Below are 19,808 nucleotides of genomic sequence, written 5' to 3' on the forward strand. Positions count from 1 at the left end.
AGGAATTTCGGTTAACTATTGAAGCGTAAGTTGAAGCGTAAGTCCTTCAACATTGACTTAACCGATTCTTAAATTTCATCCCCAAGCCGATTTTTTGGGAGAGCAAGGAATTTAAGAGCCTTGAATGCAGTGGTATGATTTGCGGAGAAATATTAAGTGAAAGGGCGCGAATATATGGGTCAGATGCCTGTTTCTCCCGTAGTCCTGATTATTCTTGATGGATGGGGTTATCGCGAAGACACCGATGGCAACGCGATCGCAGCAGCAAAAACTCCGGTGATCAACAGCCTTTGGGCTGCTTACCCTCACACCCTGATTCGCACATCTGGCAAAGATGTCGGGTTGCCCGATGGTCAGATGGGCAACTCAGAGGTAGGGCATCTCAATATCGGAGCGGGCAGAGTTGTCCCTCAAGAATTGGTGCGGATTTCGGATGCGGTTGAAGATGGCAGTTTGCTCAGAAACCCAACGCTTGTGGAGGTCTGTCAAACGGTCTACCACCGTCAGAGCAAGCTTCATCTCGTCGGTTTGTGCTCCAATGGGGGCGTTCATTCTCACCTTAGCCATCTGTTAGGGTTGCTCAACCTGGCAAAGGCACAGGGCATTGCCGAGGTCTGTATCCATGTCACCACCGATGGGCGCGATACGCCACCGACCTCAGCACGAGACGACATTCGTTACCTCCAGGCGCACCTCGATCGCGTTGGCATTGGGCGCATTGTGACAGTGAGCGGACGCTACTACAGCATGGATCGCGATCATCGATGGGATCGGGTACAGCGCGCCTACGACGTGATGACCCAAACCGGAGACGGAACGGGGCAATCGGCGGTGGATGTGCTCAACGCTTCCTACGCTGAAGGGGTGACAGACGAATTTGTGGTTCCAACCCGCATCGCTGCGGGAGCCGTTGAAGCCAATGATGGGGTAATTTTCTTTAATTTCCGCCCCGATCGCGCTAGACAACTGACTCAGGCGTTTGTTGATCCCCATTTCACTGGGTTTGAGCGCACCCCCATCGAGCCGCTCTCGTTTGTGACCTTCACGCAATACGATCCCTCGATGCCAGTTGCCGTTGCCTTTGCGCCGCAAAATCTAGACAACATTTTAGGGGAAGTCATTTCTCGTCAGGGGTTGCGCCAGTTTCGTACGGCTGAAACTGAAAAGTATGCCCATGTGACGTACTTCTTTAATGGTGGGTTAGAAGACCCGTTGCCAGGAGAAGATCGAGAGCTAGTGCCAAGCCCGATGGTGATGACCTACGATCGCCAGCCTGAAATGTCAGCCGATGCGGTGACCGATGTTGCGATCGCGGCTATTGAAAAGCGCCTCTATTCCTTAGTTGTAATTAACTACGCTAATCCGGATATGGTCGGGCACACTGGGCAGATGGATGCGACGGTGTGTGCCTTAGAAACGGTCGATCGATGTCTAGGCAAACTGCTAGAGCGAATTATTCAAGCGGGTGGAACGGCAATTATCCTCGCGGATCATGGCAACGCTGAGGTGATGTGGGATGAAAACGGCAACCCCTGGACAGCCCACACGACTAATCCTGTTCCGTTTATTCTGGTCGAAGGAGAAGGGATCAAGATTCCAGGGCATGGAACCGAGGTTGTGCTGCGAGAAGATGGGCGATTGGCAGACGTCGCGCCAACCATTCTGGACATCCTGCAATTAGAGCAACCGGTAGAAATGACAGGACGTTCTATGATTCAGAAAGCCGAGTTTGATGTGAGAGCAAATCGGACACCTGTGAAAATTGCGCGATAATGAGGTGAATATAGGGTTGAGTAGCGAGGACGGGTTGCACTGCCCGCTGCTCAAGTCATTCGCTTTACGTTTGGGGAGATCTTCTGTACGATGACGCTGATTACTGTTCTAAAAGCCATTTGGATGCTCTCTGCGGTAGGAATTATCATTCTTGTGCTGTTGCATAGCCCGAAAGGGGATGGTTTGGGAGGCTTGGGCGGACAATCTCAACTGTTTACCAGTGCCAAGAGCGCTGAAACAACGTTGAATCGAACAACTTGGATTTTAACCGTTCTGTTTATGGGACTCACCGTAATTTTGAGCGCAGGGTGGTTGGGTCGATAGAGAGCCTGGCTCATGGCGCGGAGAATTGCCTATGAACTGGGTTAGACGAGTGCTCCATCCAATTTTGAGCAGGCATTTAGGGGCTAGCCTCGCTGGATGCCTTTTTTTGCTGTTGATTTTGTGTCCGGCTATATCTGAGGCGTTGCCTGCCGCTCAGACCCATCCTTTACCACCCCGGTTAGCCCAGTGGCACGATCGAGCTAATCGTGGAGACTATTTTGAGCGAGTAGAGAAAACAACGCCAGGCTATCTGGTGTGGTCTGAGTTTCCGGTTAAGGTTTATGTCGATGGGGGGCGAGAGGAGGCGCGATCGCAGGTCTGGGATGATGCCGTTCGCCAAGCTGTGGACGAATGGAGCGCCTACTTGCCCTTGCAGACTGTGACCCAAGCGCAACAGGCGGATATTGCGATCGTGCGGGCGGCTCCTCCCTTAAAATTTCCGCCGACGCAACGAGTCCGCTCGGCAGAAACTCGATTTGAGCTTTACACGAAGGGATCACCGGCTATTTTGTATCATCGCTGCTCAATTTTTATTCAGCCAAGTCAGGCAGATATTTATCTAGTCGCGGCGGCGCGGCACGAGCTAGGTCATGCGTTGGGTATTTGGGGGCATAGCCCAGTGGAGACAGATGCGTTATATTTTTCGCAAGTTCGCGATCCCTTGCCCATTTCCGAGCGAGATGTAAATACGCTAAAGCGCGTTTATCAGCAACCCACGCGGCTAGGATGGAAGGTGTCTAAAAAATAATCTGGCTGTAGCAAATAGCTTACGCTACGGATGGGAGTGAATGACCGAGCGAGATGTGGTTGCCCAAATTCAAGCCTTTAACAAAGGACGCCATCCTCAAGCGCTGATCTTGAAGTATAAAGCGATGGCAAAGAACGCCTTTGGGTTTCTGCGCGGAACGTGTCATCTGTTCTATCAGGATTTGCCTGCTGCCCTGCCGGTCTTTCAAAAGGCTCCACTTACTTGGAGTTGCGGCGATTTGCACTTTCAAAATTTTGGCAGTTTCAGAGGCGACGATCGCCTAGTCTATTTCGATGTGAATGATTTTGATGAAGCGCTGCTTGCCCCTTGTACATGGGATATTTCACGATTTCTAACGAGCATTTTAGTTGGAGCGCATACCCTCGGCGTCACCGACGAAGACGCGCAAGCCTTGTGCCAGTGCTTTTTGAAAACTTATACGGCGGCATTGGCAACGGGAAAAGCGAGCACAGTGCACGGCACAACGGCAACCGGACTTGTAAAAGACCTGTTAAAGCATCTCAAAACCCGAAGCCGTAAACAGTTTTTAGACGAGCGAACCATTGTGAAGGGTAAGACGCGATCGCTAAAATTAATCCCAGACAAAACCCTTGCCATCCGTGATTGCGATCGCACCCGCATCACAACGTTGATCAATACGTGGGCAGCCCATCAGAGCGATCCCCAATTCTTCAACGTGTTAGACGTCGCCTATCGCATCGCTGGCACTGGAAGTTTGGGCTTAGAGCGCTACAGCGTTCTGGTGGAGGGATCGTCTCACGGCAATTGTTTGCTCGACCTCAAAGCCGCGCGACCGTCCTCGCTTCAACCCTACGCCCAATTTCCCCAACCGATCTGGGGCAGCGAAGCTGAGAGAATTACAGCAATTCAGTTTCGGTTTCAAGAATCTGCTCCGGCGTTGCTCAATCCGCTCACGCTAGCCGATAAATCCACCGTTAAATCCTTCGTGCTGCGAGAACTTCAGCCCACAGCCGATCGCGTGGATCTCAATCAATGGAAGGGCAAAATCAAACGCCTACAGAACGTAGTGGAAACCATGGCAGAAGTGACCGCATGGGGACAGTTACGAAGTGGTGGGCGGCAAGGATCTGCGATCGCAGATACCCTGATCGCCTTCGCGGAAGATCCCGTTTGGCATCCCCCTATTCTGGACTATGCGCGATCGTACGCCGCTCAAGTCGAAGCCGATTATCAGATCGCTCAGTCTGCCTGGAATGACCTTGCCTAAGCGTCTCCGCCTGCCCTTGCCGATGTTGGCACCCACGTCTGGCAGGCATTAATCCCTAGCTGCGGATTCTGTTCGTACTCTGCGCCTGTTACCCAAACACTGATCGAGCGATCTGCGTCTACAAAGTAAAGATAGCGAGCCGTGGGATCATACTTCAACCCCACCTTGAGATTAGAGTAGTCATCCTCGCAAATCTCAAACCCAAACCGCACCACAATTTGAGCAATCAGGCATTCTGGTGTATCGCTCGATTCTCCAGAAATATCGCGTTCTTGCCAAAACTTATCTAAAAACCGTTCTAGAGTAGGCAACACCTTGCTAGGGGAGCCATCGCGACTGGCATACACGATCGCTGGGTTTCCCTCGACAATAAAGTGGCAGGGAGTTTCCATAAATTAGAAGTGCGTGAAGGATGACTTGATCATTCCACAATTCTCTCCAATCTCTTAAATCTTTTGAAACCGTCGAGGATACTGCTACCTCAACGGTCTAGAACGTGAGAATGTTTGTAGTTCCTAACAGAACAAAAAAGTTGACAACTGCTTTAAGGGTGTGATGAAAGCCTTAAAGCAAGCCGTGCAGCGGCTCAAATCAGTAGAGACGAGGTGTAATACTAGGTATACCTGTTAGATTCCCCCTCATATTGGACATCTAGTATATGCTGCCTGCTCAAGAAGCTGAAGCGCTGATTCTCGAAGCTGTTCACCCCTTAACTGCCGAAAGCGACATAGAACAGGTTGAGTTAGCGTCTTGCCGCGATCGCGTCCTCGCAACCCCGGTCACTAGCTCGCTTGATTTTCCTCATTGGGATAATTCTGCGATGGATGGCTACGCTGTTCGGTTTGAGGATGTGAAAGGGTGCAGCGCTGAGCAGCCTGCGAGCCTAAACATTGTTGAAGAAATTCCCGCCGGGTATCAACCCCGCAAGCGCGTTCAAGCCGGACAAGCCGCGCGAATTCTCACGGGATCACTGATGCCAGCAGGAGCCGACACGATCGTGATCCAAGAGCATACTCAACGGCACGAGGAAACGGTTTTGGTTTTAGAGCCGCCCTCAGAACCGAAGGCATTTGTTCGGCATCGCGGAGCATTCTACAAAGCAGGGAATCCCCTTTTAGCGCCTGGAATTAGGCTTAAAGCGCCAGAAATTGCGGTTCTGGCAGCCGCACAGTGTACAAAAGTGCCTGTGTTTCGGCGGTTGCGGGTGGCAATCTTATCAACCGGAGACGAATTGGTTTCACCAGAGCAACCGTTGCAGCCAGGGCAGATTGTCGATTCTAACCAATATGCTCTGGCGGCGCTAGTGGCGCAAATTGGGGCAGACCCCTTGCTGATGGGCACCGTGCGCGACAATCCGGACGATTTAAAGCGCGCTATCTCAACCGCTACTCAATCTGCCGATGTGGTGCTGTCGTCTGGCGGCGTTTCGGTGGGAGAGTATGATTATGTCGATCGCATCTTGGCAACCCTAGGAGCCAACATTCACATCCGTTCGGTGGCGATCAAACCAGGGAAACCGCTCACGTTTGCTACGTTTCCCCATGCCTTATATTTTGGGCTGCCGGGCAATCCGGTGTCGGCAATGGTGACCTTTTGGCGATTTGTGCAGCCTGCCATTTTAAAGAAATCAGGCTTGGCAACCGGATGGCAACCGACGTTTATCCGAGCGATCGCATTACACGATCTGCGATCGAATGGGCAACGCGAAACCTATGTGTGGGGAACCATTACCCTTTCAGACGGCATGTACCATTTTGCTAGAGCAGGCGGCGACCACAGTTCGGGTAACTTAATCAATCTAGCGGGGACAAACGCTCTGGGCGTCATGGCGATCGGGCAAACCCAAGTCCGCGCAGGAGACTCCCTGCAAGTTCTAGATCTACATCGGGGGTAAGCCAAAGCGTTGATCGACACCCAAAAGCAGATGGCGCATGGGGTTTCACCTGGTTTTTGAAAGCCTAGTACTGCACTATTTTTGGGGTCTACGCCGTTGTAGGAACTCAGGAATATCCAGCCCACCCGGTTTTTGCTGTGGCGGCTTTTGCTCAGGGGCAGCCCCCGGCGGCACAGACGAAGACCCAACTGCCGGACGTTTTGACGTTGGAACTGCCTCTTTGTCTGACGAGAGCGGCTGGGCATCGGGAGAAAACCCGGTAGCAATCACAGTGATGCGAATCTCTCCTTGCAGCCGATCGTCAATCACCGCTCCAAAAATAATATTGGCGTTGGGATCAACCGCTTCGTAAATAATTTCAGCGGCAGCGTTTACTTCGTGCAGGGTCAGATCTTGCCCACCCGTGATGTTGAACACGACACCCCGTGCTCCATCGATCGACGCTTCGAGCAGCGGAGAAGAAATCGCCGCGATCGCAGCTTCTCTCGCCCTCGACTTGCCAGAACCAATGCCAATCCCCATCAATGCCGATCCCGCATCCGCCATAATTGCCCGCACATCAGCAAAGTCAACGTTGACCAATCCTGGAATCGTGATGATGTCAGAAATACCCTGAATGCCTTGACGCAATACATCATCTGCCGTACGAAACGCCTCCTGCACCGGAGTTTGTTCAGAAATTACGGACAGCAATTTATCGTTGGGAATAATAATCAGCGTATCAACACGGCTTTGCAGAGCCGCGATCCCTTCTTCTGCCTGACCCGTGCGGCGGCGTCCTTCAAAGGTAAAGGGGCGAGTCACCACGCCAACCGTTAACGCGCCTAGCTCTTTCGCCACTTCTGCCACGATCGGGGCTGCCCCCGTTCCTGTACCGCCGCCCATGCCTGCGGTGATAAACACCAAATCCGAATGTTCTAGCGCCGAGGCAATCTCATCTCGCGATTCTTCGGCAGCTTTTTGCCCGATCGCCGGATTGCTCCCCGCCCCCAGCCCTCTGGTGAGTTTCTGACCAACTTGCAACCGCTTGGGGGCCGAAGACTGCGCCAGCGCTTGAGCATCGGTGTTGATCGACCAAAACTCAACCCCCGACACATCGCTTGCGATCATGCGATTGACCGCATTGCCGCCGCCACCCCCTACGCCAATAACCTTGATTTTCGCCATGCTCCCAGGCACAATGTCACCGCTCCTTAGATCTTCGCCAGGTACAGCTTTGAGTCCGGCAGATTGCCCTAAATATAGACCAGAATTAAAGGGGTTAGAGGTTTCTGCTGACGTTGAGAAATTATTCGGTGTTCCGTCCGTATGGGAGCTTTCGTAGCCCTGCTCTTTCTCGTTGAGCGTCATCGGAACGGCATTTGACTCATGGTTAAGCGTCATTGGAATTTCAAGCGATGGGAGGACAGACCGTGAAGTTTCGACAATTTTAGGCGTAGGTGAAGAAATTAGCTAGTTGGGAAATTGTCCCACAGCTTGGACTTTATGGAGTACCTAATTTTACAGGAGTTTTGGACGCATTCATATGAACCTTGGGCGAGTCAGGATTGCTCAGATCAATATGAGAGATCTGAGTGGGGCTGATGCGAGTATTTAGGCGGCGCATCTGATCGAGCCGCGTTAATTGATTGGGAAAATTATCGCCATAGGAACCAAAATGAACGACCCCCAATTCTGTTTTTAAGATTAAGTTTGTGGGATCATCCCAAATTACCTCAAGCACTTTAACGGGGTTCCGCGCGATGGCTTGATAGAACGCTGACCAGTAGGGGCGGTAGGACTCTAGCTCACCACTCACTTTTAGCGTTGGTTGCTTAAAGTTTTGATTTAAGGCAGTGTAGCTCTGAAGGGGAATGGACAGACCGCTATCGTCTAACAGAGCAGGCTGAGTAGCCGATTGAGGCGTTTTTGCGGTTGAGACAGCCACCGGAACTCGTTCTTGAATCCGAACAGTCAAGCTGGGTGGAAAGAGTTGTCGATCGACCGTAGCTTGAGCGATCGGTGCTTTTGATTCGAGGGATTGGGCGATCGCTTGGGGCTGAATTTTGAGTAGCGACTGCGGGTAAACGATCGGCAGCAGCGATCGCACGGTTTGGTCAGAAATCAGGCGATTGCCCTCCACGGTTACTTGCTCTGGTTGACGAATGACCCAGGCAGGCAATGTCGCTGTCCAAACGGCTCCGGCAGCCAGTCCTAAAATAGCAATCTGACGCCATCCACTCTGAAAAAATCGAATGCGCCGTTGATGGCGGAGGGTGCGGCGGCGCTGGTTTAGTTCCGTGGGCGACACGGGGGCAATGGTAGTCATCCTGAACGTCTCACACAGGGCAAAGGGGAAATTGATCGTCTTAGCCATTCTGCCAAGACTTGCGACGGATCTCAACCTAAAACTTGAAAGCCTGATCGCTCAACTGTTGCAAATCCCTACTCTAATCGATTTGCTCTGCGATCAAACAACTTTTTTGAGCAGCTAATCAAGCGATAGAGAGCGCTATAGCGATGAACTGGAGAACTCCTAAACGGGTGTGCTACCAAGGTGCGTGACAGGTCTACGAGCTTGAGGCTTCCTGTAAAAGAGTCGCTACCCGCTCGCCAAACTCTGGATCAACGTTAGCTAGACTCAGAAGCTGAAGGTATTCTTGCCGAGTCAGCCCTGCTTGTTCGATGAGGGCGATCGCGTCGGTTTCTATTTCTCGCTGAATGCGGAGCGATTCAGAGTCGGTTTCGGCGGCTTGCAGTTGTCCTTCACGCCGCTCGATCAAGCTCACCACTTGAAGACAGGCGGAAACGAACTGGCTCACTTTCTCTGAAGAGACTTTTTCCGAAGAAATGGTGCTGGTATCGATCCCCACACTAGAAGCCGCTTGGGATGGCACTATCGAACTATTCTCCTGAGCAGATGCCGCCAGAGATGCAGTAGGGTTAGCTAATACGCAATAGAGCGCGATCGCAATCATGAGCAACCCTCGCTGCGTTTCCTTCAAGATTCTGCACGGGACGACTTGCATTTCAACATCCTTACGATTGCGACTTTAGCGTTGAGCCTACGGTTATTGAGCAGATGGTGAGATGTCAGATTTGAGAGACGAGCTAAAACAATTGTTGGATGAGGCGAAATGGGATTGGTTAATGCCCCATGAGGAACGCGGTAGGGTAATTGTTGTCGCCGGGGGGTTGGATTTGGTCGAGGTGGGAGTTGCGATCGCAAATGACAATCTATCCTCTGTTCAACACTGGATCAGCCAATGTTTGATTTACAAACCCTCAGACGAGCAGAAAGCCGTTTGGAGCCAAGACCAAGCCAAGCGATTTGATGCGCTGATTGTGCAGCCTTATGTTTTAGTGCAAGAGCAGAAGGGATAATTCAGAGTTACCTGAGTCCCATTGGTAACCGGTTGAGTTAGGGAGGCTTTTTGAATCGCAGATGCTTTTGAGCAGATTCTGCGCTTCATCCATCCTCCAAGCGTCATCAACGCGGCTCTTCTAAACCCTAATTTTTGCCATCCTTTAGATGGGTTAATGACGATCCCGTGTGCCCTGTTGCAATCCACACAAACGCCCGTCCACCGTCTCGAAGCGCTTTCAGCAAAGGTTCGGGTGCTTGGGTTGACGGCACAGAAACCGGTTTGAGATGAATTCCTCGACTCCCCAACACAATTTCGCCAATCATCTGGGCGCGGCGCATGTGATAGTCGGACGTGACCACATAAACGCTGCGAATGCCTTGCTGCTGAAAGCGATCCACTAACGTTGTGAAATTTGTAACCGTATCAACTGCCCGGTAGTCCAGATTTAGCCGATTTAGATCCACTCCTGCTTCAGAAAAGACCCATTCTGAATAATCTCGCGGGGTTCCGGAGGAGACCCAAATCGGTAGGTCAGGATACTGCTTGGCAAATTCTGCGGTAAACTGTTCACGCTCGGCAGCCCCTCCCAACACGAGGATGGCATCTGGCTGTTCAAAGTGAATCCGAATGGTGCGAACGCCAAACCACAGAACTAAGGGCACCGCCGCCCATGCCCAGGGAAACGATCGCCGCCGCGATCGCTTCGTTACCCGCCGCGCAGAAACCGATCTCGATTGTGGGGAAAACTCGCTTCGCGATCGCATGATGCTACCCAATTGCTCTAACCACGTTCACACTTCAATGCCCACCTTACCAATCCCGGACACCAGCGCCAGGTCAAGGGTCGCAAGCGGCACTGGCGGCACTGGATGCCACATCTAACACTACCCTACCCACGCCCTACTGCTCAGGAGTTTCAGGCTGGGTTACTCGCTCAGATTGCGCTTGGGCAATCGTCGCTTGAATTTTGGGAACCGCAAAAAACGTCTGCGTATCTGCCAGCAAACGAGCGCCCCAAAGATTATCCTTCAAAAATTTAATATCGCTGTAGCGGCTATCCATTTTGAGCGCCGACTCGCCCAACGCTAGAGCTTGGGCGCGATCGCCTTTCGCATACAGCGCTACTGCCACCGCCAACTTTGGCTCAACCGCTTTTGCATCTAGCAAAACCGCCTGTTTCCAAAGCTTGATCGCTTCGTTGGCATCCCCTGCTTCATACTTCACGAGACCAATGTTGTTGATCGCAGGCCAAAATGCCTTGTCTTGAGCGATCGCTTTTTGGTAGCTGTCGATCGCCTCGTTGGGATTGTTCAACATCATGTGGGCGTTACCCAAGTCAAACAAAGCTCCCGGCGTATTGGGCTTGAGCTTCAGACCTGCCTGAACATAGTTGATCGACTGGGAATAGTCAGCTTTCTGAAAATAGGCACTGCCCAAGGCAAACGAAATGGCAGCATTTCTGGGATCAAGAGACTGGGCTTTCTTCAGCGACTCAATACCTTTATCAAGGTCGTTGGCTTGCAAATACAAACTCCCCAAAATTGCCCAAGATTCCGGTGCTTTTGGCGCAAGTTGAGTCGCAAGCCGCGCCCGCGATAACGCCAATGGAAATTGCTGGAACTGAGCAAGCTGCGTCGCCTCTTGCAATAATCCTAAACCTTGTTGCTCTAGCTTATTGAGATCAACCTGGGGGAGGTGAGGCACAAGCTGCGCGGATGCAGGATGGGCAACCGCCCAAAACCCAAGCGCGAGGCAGGCAGACAGGAGAGAAAAGCGTCTTGGCACAATAAGATAAGACTTGAAAAACGACAGGGTGCTGTCAGCTAGCTTAATCGATTTTGTTCGCGATCGTGACAAAAAACTTAAAGGATTGACTCTACCGTTTCCGAGCAATTCGAGGTATTCTACCTAGTTTCAAACCCTCTATCCCACAAAGCTCACCGCTGCCGCCGCTCAACTTATGGATCGCTTTCAAGTCGAAGTTATCTCCCAAACGCCCAACCCTCAACAAACCATCTACGCTGCCATGCACCAGGATTATGCAGAGGGCTTTGTGTGGGACGATCGCCATCACTTCCCCGACGAGCGTAAAGCCGGGGAGATGATCATCAAACACCTGCTGGCAGGCAATCGAGGGCACTACGGCCCGTTGGAGCATCCTCAGATTGTCCTCAACTGTGGCTGGTTTCCCCACAGCACCATGCAGCAGATTCGGACGCATCGGGTAGGCATCTCGTTTGATGTTCAGTCTTTCCGTTATACCGGGCAGCGCGTTATCGATGTTGTCGAAGGTAAGCGCGACGTTGAGGAGGTGTTCTACTTACGCCCGTTAGGCTTGTATAGCGATCGCCAAGGCAAAAAATACGAATACACCCCCGAACAGCGTCAGCAAGATATTGAGTGGTGTCTAGAGGCATGCAAACGCTACCAATTGCGCATTGGGCAAGGCTTTTCAGAAGAACATGCGCGAGGCTTGATTCCCTTCGACGTGCGACAGCATTGGGTGATGTCTGCCAACGTGCGATCGCTGATGCACCTTTTAGATCTGCGCTGGAAAGCAGATGCCCAACTTGAAGCTCAAAAGCTCTGTGAGTCAAGCTGGGATCATTTCAAAGCCTGGGTTCCAGAAATTGCAGAGTGGTATGAAACCAACCGGCTAAAAAAAGCTCGGCTCTCACCCTAAGACTCTCACCCTAAACCCTAAATCTGAACTGTGTACTCGGTTCTCAGCCCAAGATGTCATTAACCCTTCAGTCAAAAGGTTAGGGGATCTGCAAATTTGGTATGCTTCTGTTTTGAAGTTGCAAACCCAGCACGCGGGGTGAGGCAGGTATGGAAGGAGAAGATCAATGAATATCGTAGAACTGTTCCAGAAAGGCGGGGTGAGTATGCTTCCCCTCTTGCTGCTGTCGATCTTGGCGCTTACAGCAGTTATTGAGCGATCGTGGTTCTGGTTCAATGTCCTCAATAAAGAAAAAGAAGTCGCCAACCGCATTCTTGATACCTCAAAGCGAGACTGGATCGCTGCTACAGAAATCGCTCGGCAATCCTATGACCAGCCGATCGGTCGGTTTCTCTACTCGCCCATGCGGCTGCAAGATCCCGATCCCGAACTGTTTCGCCTTGCGCTAGAGTCTACGGCAGATGAAGAAATCGCATCCATGCGCCGGGGGGACAAAATTTTGGAAGCTGTCATTGCCCTCGCCCCGCTCCTCGGTCTGTTGGGAACGGTGATTGGTCTGATCATTTCGCTGGGATCGATCCGCATCGGCGACATCGGCACTGCGTCAACTACTGGCGTCACAACAGGAATTGGAGAAGCGCTGATTAGTACGGCAACGGGTCTAGTTGTCGCCATTTTTGCTGCTTCCTTTTATCGCATCTTTCAGGGTCTAATTTTTAATCAGGCTAAGATTTTCCGGCGCACAGGCAACGAATTAGAAGTGCTTTACCGTCAGAAATGGCAAGTTCAGCACGACAAAAATTTTTCCAATCAGCTTGATTAGCGTCGCTAAGCTCGATCAGATCGCTCATTTCCCTACCTCACCATGAAAATCAATTTTGACTCGTCCGGCGATGATGCCCAGATTCAGATTATTCCGCTCATCGACGTGATTTTCTGCATCCTCACCTTTTTCATTCTGGCGGCGTTGCAGCTAACCCGTCAGCAAGGTATTAATCTAGATTTGCCCAGAGCCAGCACTAGCAACGTGCAAATGCGAGAAACGCTGGTTGTGACGATCGACTCGACAGGGCAAACCTTTGTCGATACCCAACTGATCAATCGCGCTCAGCTTTTTCAAGTCGTCAAGAATTACAACGATCAACGACCCGATGGGCTGCTGGTTCTGCGGGCATCCCAGACCGCGTTTTATAACGATGTGATTCAGGTGCTAGATATTTTAAGAGCCGTGGGTGGCGATCGCGTCGCTCTTGCCACCGAGCCGACAACTCAAGTGCCTGGGCAGTCCCCAGATCCAACCGCGCCAGGGTCTCAATCTCCGTTGATCCCAGCACCAGGATTACCGGGATCGCCTGCTAGTCCTATCAATCCAAACGGGCTGCAACCTGTGCCTACTGATCCCAATCAAAATCAGTCGATCCCTGGTCAGTTAGCCCCTTTGCCCAATCAAAATCAGTCGATCCCTGGTCAGTCAGATCCGTTGCCCAATCAGGCTCCTGCTAATCCGGTTCCCGGTCAATCGCAACCCTAAACCCACAAAAAAAGCAGGCATTTCAGCCTGCCTAACCGGAAACTAGCGACTCTTATGAATGACGACCATTCCGAATAGGAGTGCCGCAAGGATAGGTTGCTACGGGTTGACGTTCGACCTTGGTAACGACAGAAACGGGTTCTGTGACAGGATGAGCCGGCTGTAACTTTGCGGCTTCATAATCAGCCTTGAGTTTTGCCATCATGTCACCGCGCCGCTCATAAAGGCGTTTGAGCGATCGCGGCGCGCATTGATTTATCACATAGGCAGTGATAATCGGTAGGGCGATCGTACTGTCGGTGTAACACACGATCGTATCGGGCAATTCATCAGGATCAACCTTTCCCCAACTCACAGCTTCCGTGGGTGTTGCCCCCGAAAGACCCCCCGTATCAGGGCGTGCATCCGTCACTTGAATGAAGAAATCGTGTCCCCGTTCTTCTAAACCCAACACCTCATGTAACTGGGGCTGAGTTTGCAGCAGAAAGTTTTTAGGGCTGCCGCCGCCAATGATCAGCGCTGCACTCTTCCCCTCTACCTCCGGGATGCCAGACTCACGAGCCGCATACGCGATCGCGGCGGTTTCGTTGACGTCCACCAACGGATCGATTTGCAGCGCCGACCCTTCTAGCGCCATGGCTGCTAAGTTCATCCCAATCGAGCTATCTCCCGGAGACGAGGTATAGATCGGCACGCCGCACTCATAAGCTGCTGCCAGCAAAGAGGCATGTTTTACCCCCAATCGCTGCTCCACCTCATGCACATACTTTCCGAGCAGGTAGTGAAACTCTGCGGTTCCCATGCGCTTTTGAAACGGTTCTGCCTTGATAATTTCTCGGATGAAGGCGTCTGTGCCCAGCAGCACATCGTACTCAAAAACGATGTCGTAAATCCGAATCCGTCCTTCTTGGCGGAGTTTCACGTCATCCACAAACGGATTGCTAGCATACAGATCCAACCCTAATCCATAGTGCAGGTCATGATACAGATTGGCTCCTGTGCTGATAATCCAATCTACAAACCCATTTCGCATCAAGGGAGCCAGCACCGATGTGCCAAACCCAGCAGGCGTCATCGCACCCGATAGGCTCAATCCTACGGTCACGCCTTCTTGCATGACTTCGCGGCTCAGCAGATGGCACGCTTCTCGCAACCGTGCTGAGTTATAGGCAGTGAAATACCCATCGATCAGATCTACAACACTGATCTCAGCAGGCATGGGGGAGGGTGTAATTTTGTGACTAAGAAGTTTGGACATTGTTGCACTCCAGAGAGATTAAAACGCATAAAGTGAGGTTTAGAACAGTAGAAATCAGTCAACTGACTGAGGATAGGCAGAAGATCTCTGTACTCTATAGCTTGAGAATTGGCAAAAAAGCCCCTCAGCATGACACCAGAAGCAACCCTTCAGAACAAGGGCGGAGAAGACCGCGTTCTCAACAAGACCCCGCCAAACTGCGATCGCTCCAGTGCACGAAGGGTCCTAGCTAGGAAACCGATCTACAAACCCTCGATCGCTGCTCGGAACTCAAGACGGCATATTTGCGATCGGCATCTAAACCTCGTCGCCCAGACCGCAGATCACCATCCAGTCACACTATTCAATTTTCAAAATTCTCTCTGCGGAGAACTCGACCGACCCAGTTCGCAAATCTATCAATCACAAAGCGTAACAACGGGTGACTGCGAACCTAAAGTTACAGATCGGTCAGTTCATACTGGGCGCTTCACAGCGGTCTGCCCAAGAAAGTGCAGGATCACACTGGCGCTTTCGCTTTAGCTTCATTTCCAGATACCAAAGCGGACGCCAAGGGTATCCAGCAAACGAGAACGATTTCAACGTTTTTGTAACCTATGAATAAGCACGAACGACTTTATACTAACACTAATGTCTCAACCAGCAGATACTTAATGCGACTTTATTCAGTTAGAGGATTCAATTAGAGGGGCAGGTTTCATCGAAAAATTTGCCTCTTTGAGTTTATGGTGTGCTGGTAGACTGCTGTTCGATTGTGATGCCTAAGAGTTGGGTGAGGTGCGATCGTAGATCCTGTGCAAATTCAGAGCGCTGCTCGAAGCCATTAGTGCGAATAGGTTTACGCTCTGAGTCTAGTGTCCAGCCGTAGTCACTGCTGAGGCGTAACTTCCCTTGCCAATCTGAGATCGACACCACTAGTTGAGGTGCTAGAGAGTGGTCATACTCCAGCACCCGAAACACATAGCTGAAGGTGTTCTGGCTTGCCGCCGCTACGGTAGAAGCTTGCCCGTATAAGTGTTCTAGCTTGCTGTGAACTTGGTCAGCAAGTCCTGGTGTAGAAATATCTTCTAACGTGCGAACCACAAGCGTTAGGGCAAAATAAAACTCTTCAACCGGGACAAACTCAAGCTTCATAAGGATGCGGCACGATGGACGATGAACAAGCTTATCACCATTTTTCTGACCACCCTATTTTTCTGACCACCCTATTTTTCTGACCACCCTATTTTTCTGACCACCCTATTTTTCTGACCACCTTACAGAGGCTTAAAATCTCTGGCTTTCGGGAGAAGAAGGAGAGATCGGATGGTTTTAGCAAGCGATCGCAGGCTTTATTTGAACAGGCTTTTCCCAAGGGGCAAGTTTGGGCATTCCCAACCCAAATCCTTGTCCTAGATCGACTCCGATATCGCGGCAAAACCGAATATCTTCTAGCAATTCTAAGCCTTCTGCTAGCACCAAAATTCCTAGCTCATGGGCAAATTGCAGCAAACTGCGAACCATCACCTGTTTCAATGGGTAGCGGCTACATTGATGAACCAATCGGCGGTCGAGTTTGATAACATCTGGGCGAAACTCGGTGCAGTAGTGATCAATCGCGACATTGCTCCCCAAATCATCTAGCGCTAAACCAAACCCCCAATCTCGAACTTGCTGAATCAGTCGGGGCAGTTCTGGGTGGTCTCCCAACGCTTCTACCTCGGTCAGTTCAAACACGATTTGTTCGGGACGCAACCCTAGATTGAGCACCTGTTGGCAATTTTCTTTGAGGGAAGTTGGATTTTGGGCGATCGCATTGGGCAAAACATTAATAAAAAAGGTGGGTTGTGGGTCTGATCCGGCAAACTGCTGGCATACTTTCCCTAACGCCTCCAAGCAAGCCGTTCGTGCTGCATCGTCAAACTCGTGGGTCATGTTCATCTGCAATGCCGCATTGATCAGTTGCTGACCGCTAAATTCTTCTCCTCGCGCTCCCTGTGCTCTTGCTAGGCACTCATGGGCAACAATGCGTTCTGAGGCAAGATGCACGATTGGCTGAAAATTAAAAAACAACCCTTGCTGAGTCAAGACTTGTAAAAACCAGGCATGTTCAATGAGTAGCGTCAGATCTCGCAACGACTGAGCGTTGAGAAATTCCAGTAGAAAAACCTTAGAATCAAGCGGCGATCGCGTCAAAATAAACCGAGAATGACACTGCCTATCTTCTGGCAAATAGCGACTAATTTTAAGAAATAGCTCTGACACCTCAGTCTCGTTTACATGGCAATACAGCAGTTGAGGAGCCATCGGCACCTTCCCGAATCCCAACTGATATAAAGCAAGATGAGACTCCCCATCACTGGGTTGCACAATTAACTTCAGAGCATCATCCACCGGGTTCACGTTCCGCACAGCCAACCATCCCCTTCGCTGCACAATAGAGGTTAAAACAGCACACCAGAGCAACTAGCTCAAGAGTGCTTTAGAGGCACACATGTACTGAATCAACCACCTGTCGCGCTTGCCTCGTCTACGCTCTGGTACATCCAAGCCCAGCACTTGAGTCAGCTTTCCAAGCTCTAAGTTGTTAAGCCACACCGCAACGTACAGAACCGAAACCATTCGTTTGAGTGGTGACTACAGAGCAATGAAGCCCTGACCTATAAACGCGAATGGCTGCCCTGAATGCATGACTATGACATCAGAGTAATGTAGATTGTTTACTCAGGCAACCTCTTCGATATATTGATCGTGATTCAGATTATGATCCAATCTTCTTCCTTAAGTACAAATTTAACAAGTTCTAAAGATTTATTAAATTGGTCAACGCTACTGCAACAATTACTCGATCGCGAATCGTTGTCAATTGAGCAAGCTGCATCCTTGATGGAAGGCTGGCTGACAGACGCCATTCCCCCGGCGCTGTCGGGGGCAATTCTGATGGCGCTGCAAACCAAACGCGTGTCGGCATCTGAGCTAGCAGGAATGGCGCGAGTCCTTCAGGCTCAAGCTGCTTCTCCTATCGCTGACACGCCACACCTTGCACCCCTAATTGACACCTGCGGCACTGGCGGCGATGGCGCGTCTACGTTCAACATCTCGACGGCGGTTGCGTTTGTGGCGGCAGCAGCGGGAGTGCAGGTGGCGAAACATGGCAATCGATCGGCATCAAGTCAGGTTGGGTCGGCGGATGTTTTGGAGGAATTGGGGATTCAGTTAGCTGCCCCGCCGGAAAAAATTCGAGCCGCGATCGCTGCTGTTGGCATCACATTTTTGTTTGCGCCGGGCTGGCATCCGGCACTGAAAACCGTTGCGCCGCTTCGTCAGCAGCTAAAAGTGCGAACTGTGTTTAATTTACTAGGTCCGTTGGTCAACCCATTGCGCCCAACTGGGCAGGTAATCGGCGTGTTTAATGCAGAGTTGCTAGATGCGATCGCGGGAGCACTCCAGCAACTGGGTGTAAAAAACGCGATCGTGCTGCACGGCAGAGAACGGCTAGATGAGGCAGGTCTGGGCGATTTGACCGATTTGGCAGTTTTATCAGATCAGCAGATTCATCGTACAACTTTTGATCCCCAAAAGCTGGGGCTTGTTTCTGCCTCGCTAGAGGCCCTTAAGGGCGGAGATGTGAAAACAAATGCAGCTATCTTGAAGCAGGTTTTGCAAGGGAAGGGAACCCCTGCCCAGCGAGATGTCGTGGCGCTAAACGCAGCATTGGCGCTGCATGTTGGCGAGGCGGTTACGTCTTACGAGCAAGGGATCACTCACGCCCATGACATTCTCGCTTCTGGCGCAGCGTGGGAGAAGCTAGAGCAACTGGTAGCATTCTTAAAGTAGCCAGAGGCTATGGCAGTCTGGGTCAAGGCTGATTGGGGTGTTGCGGCTTTTTCAACCTCTGCTGCGTTCTGGTTTGGTCGAGATGAATAGCGCTCCCTTGAATCTTTGCTCAGGTGCAGCTAGCCTCAGCACCAGTCTTCACTACCTTCTCTTGCCGCTATGAAAGTTGCTGTCTTTAGCACCAAATCCTACGATCGCCAGTTTCTAATCGCTGCAAACTACGATCATGAGCACGAATTGGTTTTTCTAGAACCCCGCCTCAGCCGAGAAACTGCCCTTCTGGCGAAAGGGTTTTTAGCGGTTTGTGTGTTTGTTAATGATCAGCTAGATGCCCATGTTTTAGAAGTTCTTGCGGGTCATGGAACTCGGCTGATTGCGTTGCGCTGTGCAGGGTTCAACAATGTGGATTTGAAAGCCGCTGCAAAATTGGGGATGACGATCGCGCGGGTTCCTGCTTATTCGCCCTATGCCGTAGCCGAGCATACCGTGGGGCTAATGCTGACCCTCAATCGCAAAATTCATCGCGCCTATAATCGGGTTCGAGAAGGAAATTTTTCCCTGGATGGGCTGCTGGGATTTGATGTGCACGATCGCACCATCGGCATTGTTGGCACGGGGAAGATCGGACAAATCGTCGCAACCATTCTGCACGGCTTTGGCTGCCAAATTCTTGCCTATGATGTCGCTCCCAACCCTGCCTGTGAGGCGGTAGGGGCGAAATATGTTGACCTGGTGAAGCTTTTCGCTGACGCTGATATTGTTACGCTGCATTGTCCGTTGACGCCTGAGACGCACTATTTAGTCAATCAAGACTCGATTGCCCAGATGAAAAGGGGAGTGATGTTAATCAATACTAGTCGGGGTGCGTTGATTCATACAGAAGCGGTGATTCAGGGATTGAAGTCTCAGAAAATTGGGTCGCTGGCGTTGGATGTTTATGAACAAGAATCGGATTTGTTTTTTGAAGACTTGTCGGATCAGGTGATCCAAGATGACGTATTTGAGCGATTGTTGACCTTTCCCAATGTATTGATCACGGCTCATCAAGCATTTTTTACGAAAGAGGCGCTGCAAAACATTGCTGAAACAACGCTCTCGAATATTACCGACTATCAACAAGCCAAATCTTGTGCAAATCAGGTGAATCTCGCTCAAGCGATCGCGCCTATGCCTGGATGAACCGTC

At 51.1% G+C, this 19,808-nt stretch carries 21 protein-coding genes; 11 read left to right on the plus strand and 10 right to left on the minus strand.

Features of this window, described 5'->3' with window-relative positions; translation table 11 throughout:
* Positions 1–156 precede the first annotated feature (156 nt).
* The 4 genes from gpmI to GS601_RS04360 all read left to right on the plus strand — a co-directional run bounded on the left by gpmI (position 157) and on the right by GS601_RS04360 (position 4,094).
* Positions 157–1,773: a 2,3-bisphosphoglycerate-independent phosphoglycerate mutase gene (gpmI, locus tag GS601_RS04345; RefSeq protein ID WP_338016959.1), complete on the plus strand. Its 1,617-nt coding sequence runs from the start codon at positions 157–159 to the stop codon at positions 1,771–1,773.
* Between the two features lie 90 nt (positions 1,774–1,863).
* Positions 1,864–2,097 carry a preprotein translocase subunit SecG gene (gene secG / locus GS601_RS04350; RefSeq protein ID WP_162422052.1) on the plus strand — a complete coding sequence of 78 codons (234 nt, stop codon included), beginning with the start codon at positions 1,864–1,866 and terminating at the stop codon, positions 2,095–2,097.
* Between the two features lie 31 nt (positions 2,098–2,128).
* Positions 2,129–2,845 carry a matrixin family metalloprotease gene (locus tag GS601_RS04355; RefSeq protein ID WP_162422053.1) on the plus strand — a complete coding sequence of 239 codons (717 nt, stop codon included), beginning with the start codon at positions 2,129–2,131 and terminating at the stop codon, positions 2,843–2,845.
* A 40-nt stretch (positions 2,846–2,885) separates the two neighbouring features.
* Positions 2,886–4,094, plus strand: a complete 1,209-nt coding sequence (locus tag GS601_RS04360; RefSeq protein ID WP_162422054.1) for a DUF2252 domain-containing protein — start codon at positions 2,886–2,888, stop codon at positions 4,092–4,094.
* Here the strand turns inward: GS601_RS04360 and GS601_RS04365 are convergent.
* Positions 4,091–4,486, minus strand: a complete 396-nt coding sequence (locus GS601_RS04365) for a histidine kinase (RefSeq protein WP_162422055.1) — start codon at positions 4,484–4,486, stop codon at positions 4,091–4,093. The genes GS601_RS04360 and GS601_RS04365 overlap by 4 nt on opposite strands.
* Before the next feature lie 266 nt (positions 4,487–4,752).
* Between GS601_RS04365 and GS601_RS04370 the strand changes: the two genes are divergently transcribed.
* Entirely contained in the window at positions 4,753–5,988 is a 1,236-nt protein-coding gene (locus GS601_RS04370; RefSeq protein WP_162422056.1) for a molybdopterin molybdotransferase MoeA, read from the plus strand.
* 75 nt (positions 5,989–6,063) lie between these two features.
* On the opposite strand, the gene ftsZ is transcribed toward GS601_RS04370, so the two are convergent.
* The 3 genes from ftsZ to GS601_RS04385 all read right to left on the minus strand — a co-directional run bounded on the left by ftsZ (position 6,064) and on the right by GS601_RS04385 (position 8,996).
* Entirely contained in the window at positions 6,064–7,371 is a 1,308-nt protein-coding gene (gene ftsZ, locus GS601_RS04375; RefSeq protein WP_476638881.1) for a cell division protein FtsZ, read from the minus strand.
* A 100-nt stretch (positions 7,372–7,471) separates the two neighbouring features.
* Positions 7,472–8,296 (minus strand): cell division protein FtsQ/DivIB, encoded by an 825-nt coding sequence (locus GS601_RS04380; RefSeq protein WP_162422057.1) that lies wholly within the window; start codon positions 8,294–8,296, stop codon positions 7,472–7,474.
* Positions 8,297–8,537: 241 nt separating this feature from the next.
* Positions 8,538–8,996, minus strand: coding sequence for a DUF4168 domain-containing protein (locus tag GS601_RS04385; protein ID WP_238393083.1), 459 nt, complete (start codon positions 8,994–8,996; stop codon positions 8,538–8,540).
* 61 nt (positions 8,997–9,057) lie between these two features.
* On the opposite strand from GS601_RS04385, the gene GS601_RS04390 reads away from it, so the two are divergent.
* Positions 9,058–9,351, plus strand: coding sequence for a DUF2288 domain-containing protein (locus tag GS601_RS04390; protein ID WP_162422058.1), 294 nt, complete (start codon positions 9,058–9,060; stop codon positions 9,349–9,351).
* 127 nt (positions 9,352–9,478) lie between these two features.
* Here GS601_RS04390 and GS601_RS04395 read toward each other — a convergent pair whose 3' ends face one another.
* Positions 9,479–10,099: a YdcF family protein gene (locus tag GS601_RS04395; protein WP_162422059.1), complete on the minus strand. Its 621-nt coding sequence runs from the start codon at positions 10,097–10,099 to the stop codon at positions 9,479–9,481.
* Between the two features lie 136 nt (positions 10,100–10,235).
* A complete protein-coding gene (locus tag GS601_RS04400) occupies positions 10,236–11,192 on the minus strand; it encodes a tetratricopeptide repeat protein (protein ID WP_238393084.1) in 957 nt (318 codons plus the stop codon).
* A gap of 103 nt (positions 11,193–11,295) precedes the next feature.
* On the opposite strand from GS601_RS04400, the gene thyX reads away from it, so the two are divergent.
* The 3 genes from thyX (at position 11,296) to GS601_RS04415 (ending at position 13,549) form a co-directional block, all read left to right on the plus strand.
* Positions 11,296–12,018 carry an FAD-dependent thymidylate synthase gene (gene thyX, locus GS601_RS04405; protein WP_162422060.1) on the plus strand — a complete coding sequence of 241 codons (723 nt, stop codon included), beginning with the start codon at positions 11,296–11,298 and terminating at the stop codon, positions 12,016–12,018.
* Between the two features lie 166 nt (positions 12,019–12,184).
* Positions 12,185–12,841, plus strand: coding sequence for a MotA/TolQ/ExbB proton channel family protein (locus GS601_RS04410; protein ID WP_162422061.1), 657 nt, complete (start codon positions 12,185–12,187; stop codon positions 12,839–12,841).
* Between the two features lie 42 nt (positions 12,842–12,883).
* Positions 12,884–13,549, plus strand: coding sequence for an ExbD/TolR family protein (locus GS601_RS04415; RefSeq protein WP_162422062.1), 666 nt, complete (start codon positions 12,884–12,886; stop codon positions 13,547–13,549).
* 52 nt (positions 13,550–13,601) lie between these two features.
* Here GS601_RS04415 and GS601_RS04420 read toward each other — a convergent pair whose 3' ends face one another.
* The 4 genes from GS601_RS04420 to GS601_RS04435 all read right to left on the minus strand — a co-directional run bounded on the left by GS601_RS04420 (position 13,602) and on the right by GS601_RS04435 (position 17,408).
* Positions 13,602–14,807 carry a homospermidine biosynthesis protein gene (locus tag GS601_RS04420; protein ID WP_162422063.1) on the minus strand — a complete coding sequence of 402 codons (1,206 nt, stop codon included), beginning with the start codon at positions 14,805–14,807 and terminating at the stop codon, positions 13,602–13,604.
* Between the two features lie 723 nt (positions 14,808–15,530).
* Positions 15,531–15,941 carry a hypothetical protein gene (locus tag GS601_RS04425; RefSeq protein ID WP_162422064.1) on the minus strand — a complete coding sequence of 137 codons (411 nt, stop codon included), beginning with the start codon at positions 15,939–15,941 and terminating at the stop codon, positions 15,531–15,533.
* 177 nt (positions 15,942–16,118) lie between these two features.
* Positions 16,119–17,198: an EAL domain-containing protein gene (locus tag GS601_RS04430; protein ID WP_338016960.1), complete on the minus strand. Its 1,080-nt coding sequence runs from the start codon at positions 17,196–17,198 to the stop codon at positions 16,119–16,121.
* A gap of 54 nt (positions 17,199–17,252) precedes the next feature.
* Positions 17,253–17,408 (minus strand): hypothetical protein, encoded by a 156-nt coding sequence (locus GS601_RS04435; RefSeq protein ID WP_162422065.1) that lies wholly within the window; start codon positions 17,406–17,408, stop codon positions 17,253–17,255.
* Between the two features lie 141 nt (positions 17,409–17,549).
* Between GS601_RS04435 and trpD the strand changes: the two genes are divergently transcribed.
* Complete coding sequence (gene trpD, locus GS601_RS04440) at positions 17,550–18,623, plus strand: anthranilate phosphoribosyltransferase (RefSeq protein WP_162422066.1); 1,074 nt, start codon at positions 17,550–17,552, stop codon at positions 18,621–18,623.
* Between the two features lie 159 nt (positions 18,624–18,782).
* Entirely contained in the window at positions 18,783–19,802 is a 1,020-nt protein-coding gene (locus GS601_RS04445; protein WP_162422067.1) for a 2-hydroxyacid dehydrogenase, read from the plus strand.
* Positions 19,803–19,808 lie beyond the last annotated feature (6 nt).

The sequence above is a fragment of the Myxacorys almedinensis A genome (assembly GCF_010091945.1).
GTDB classification, from domain to species: Bacteria; Cyanobacteriota; Cyanobacteriia; order Leptolyngbyales; family Leptolyngbyaceae; genus Myxacorys; species Myxacorys almedinensis.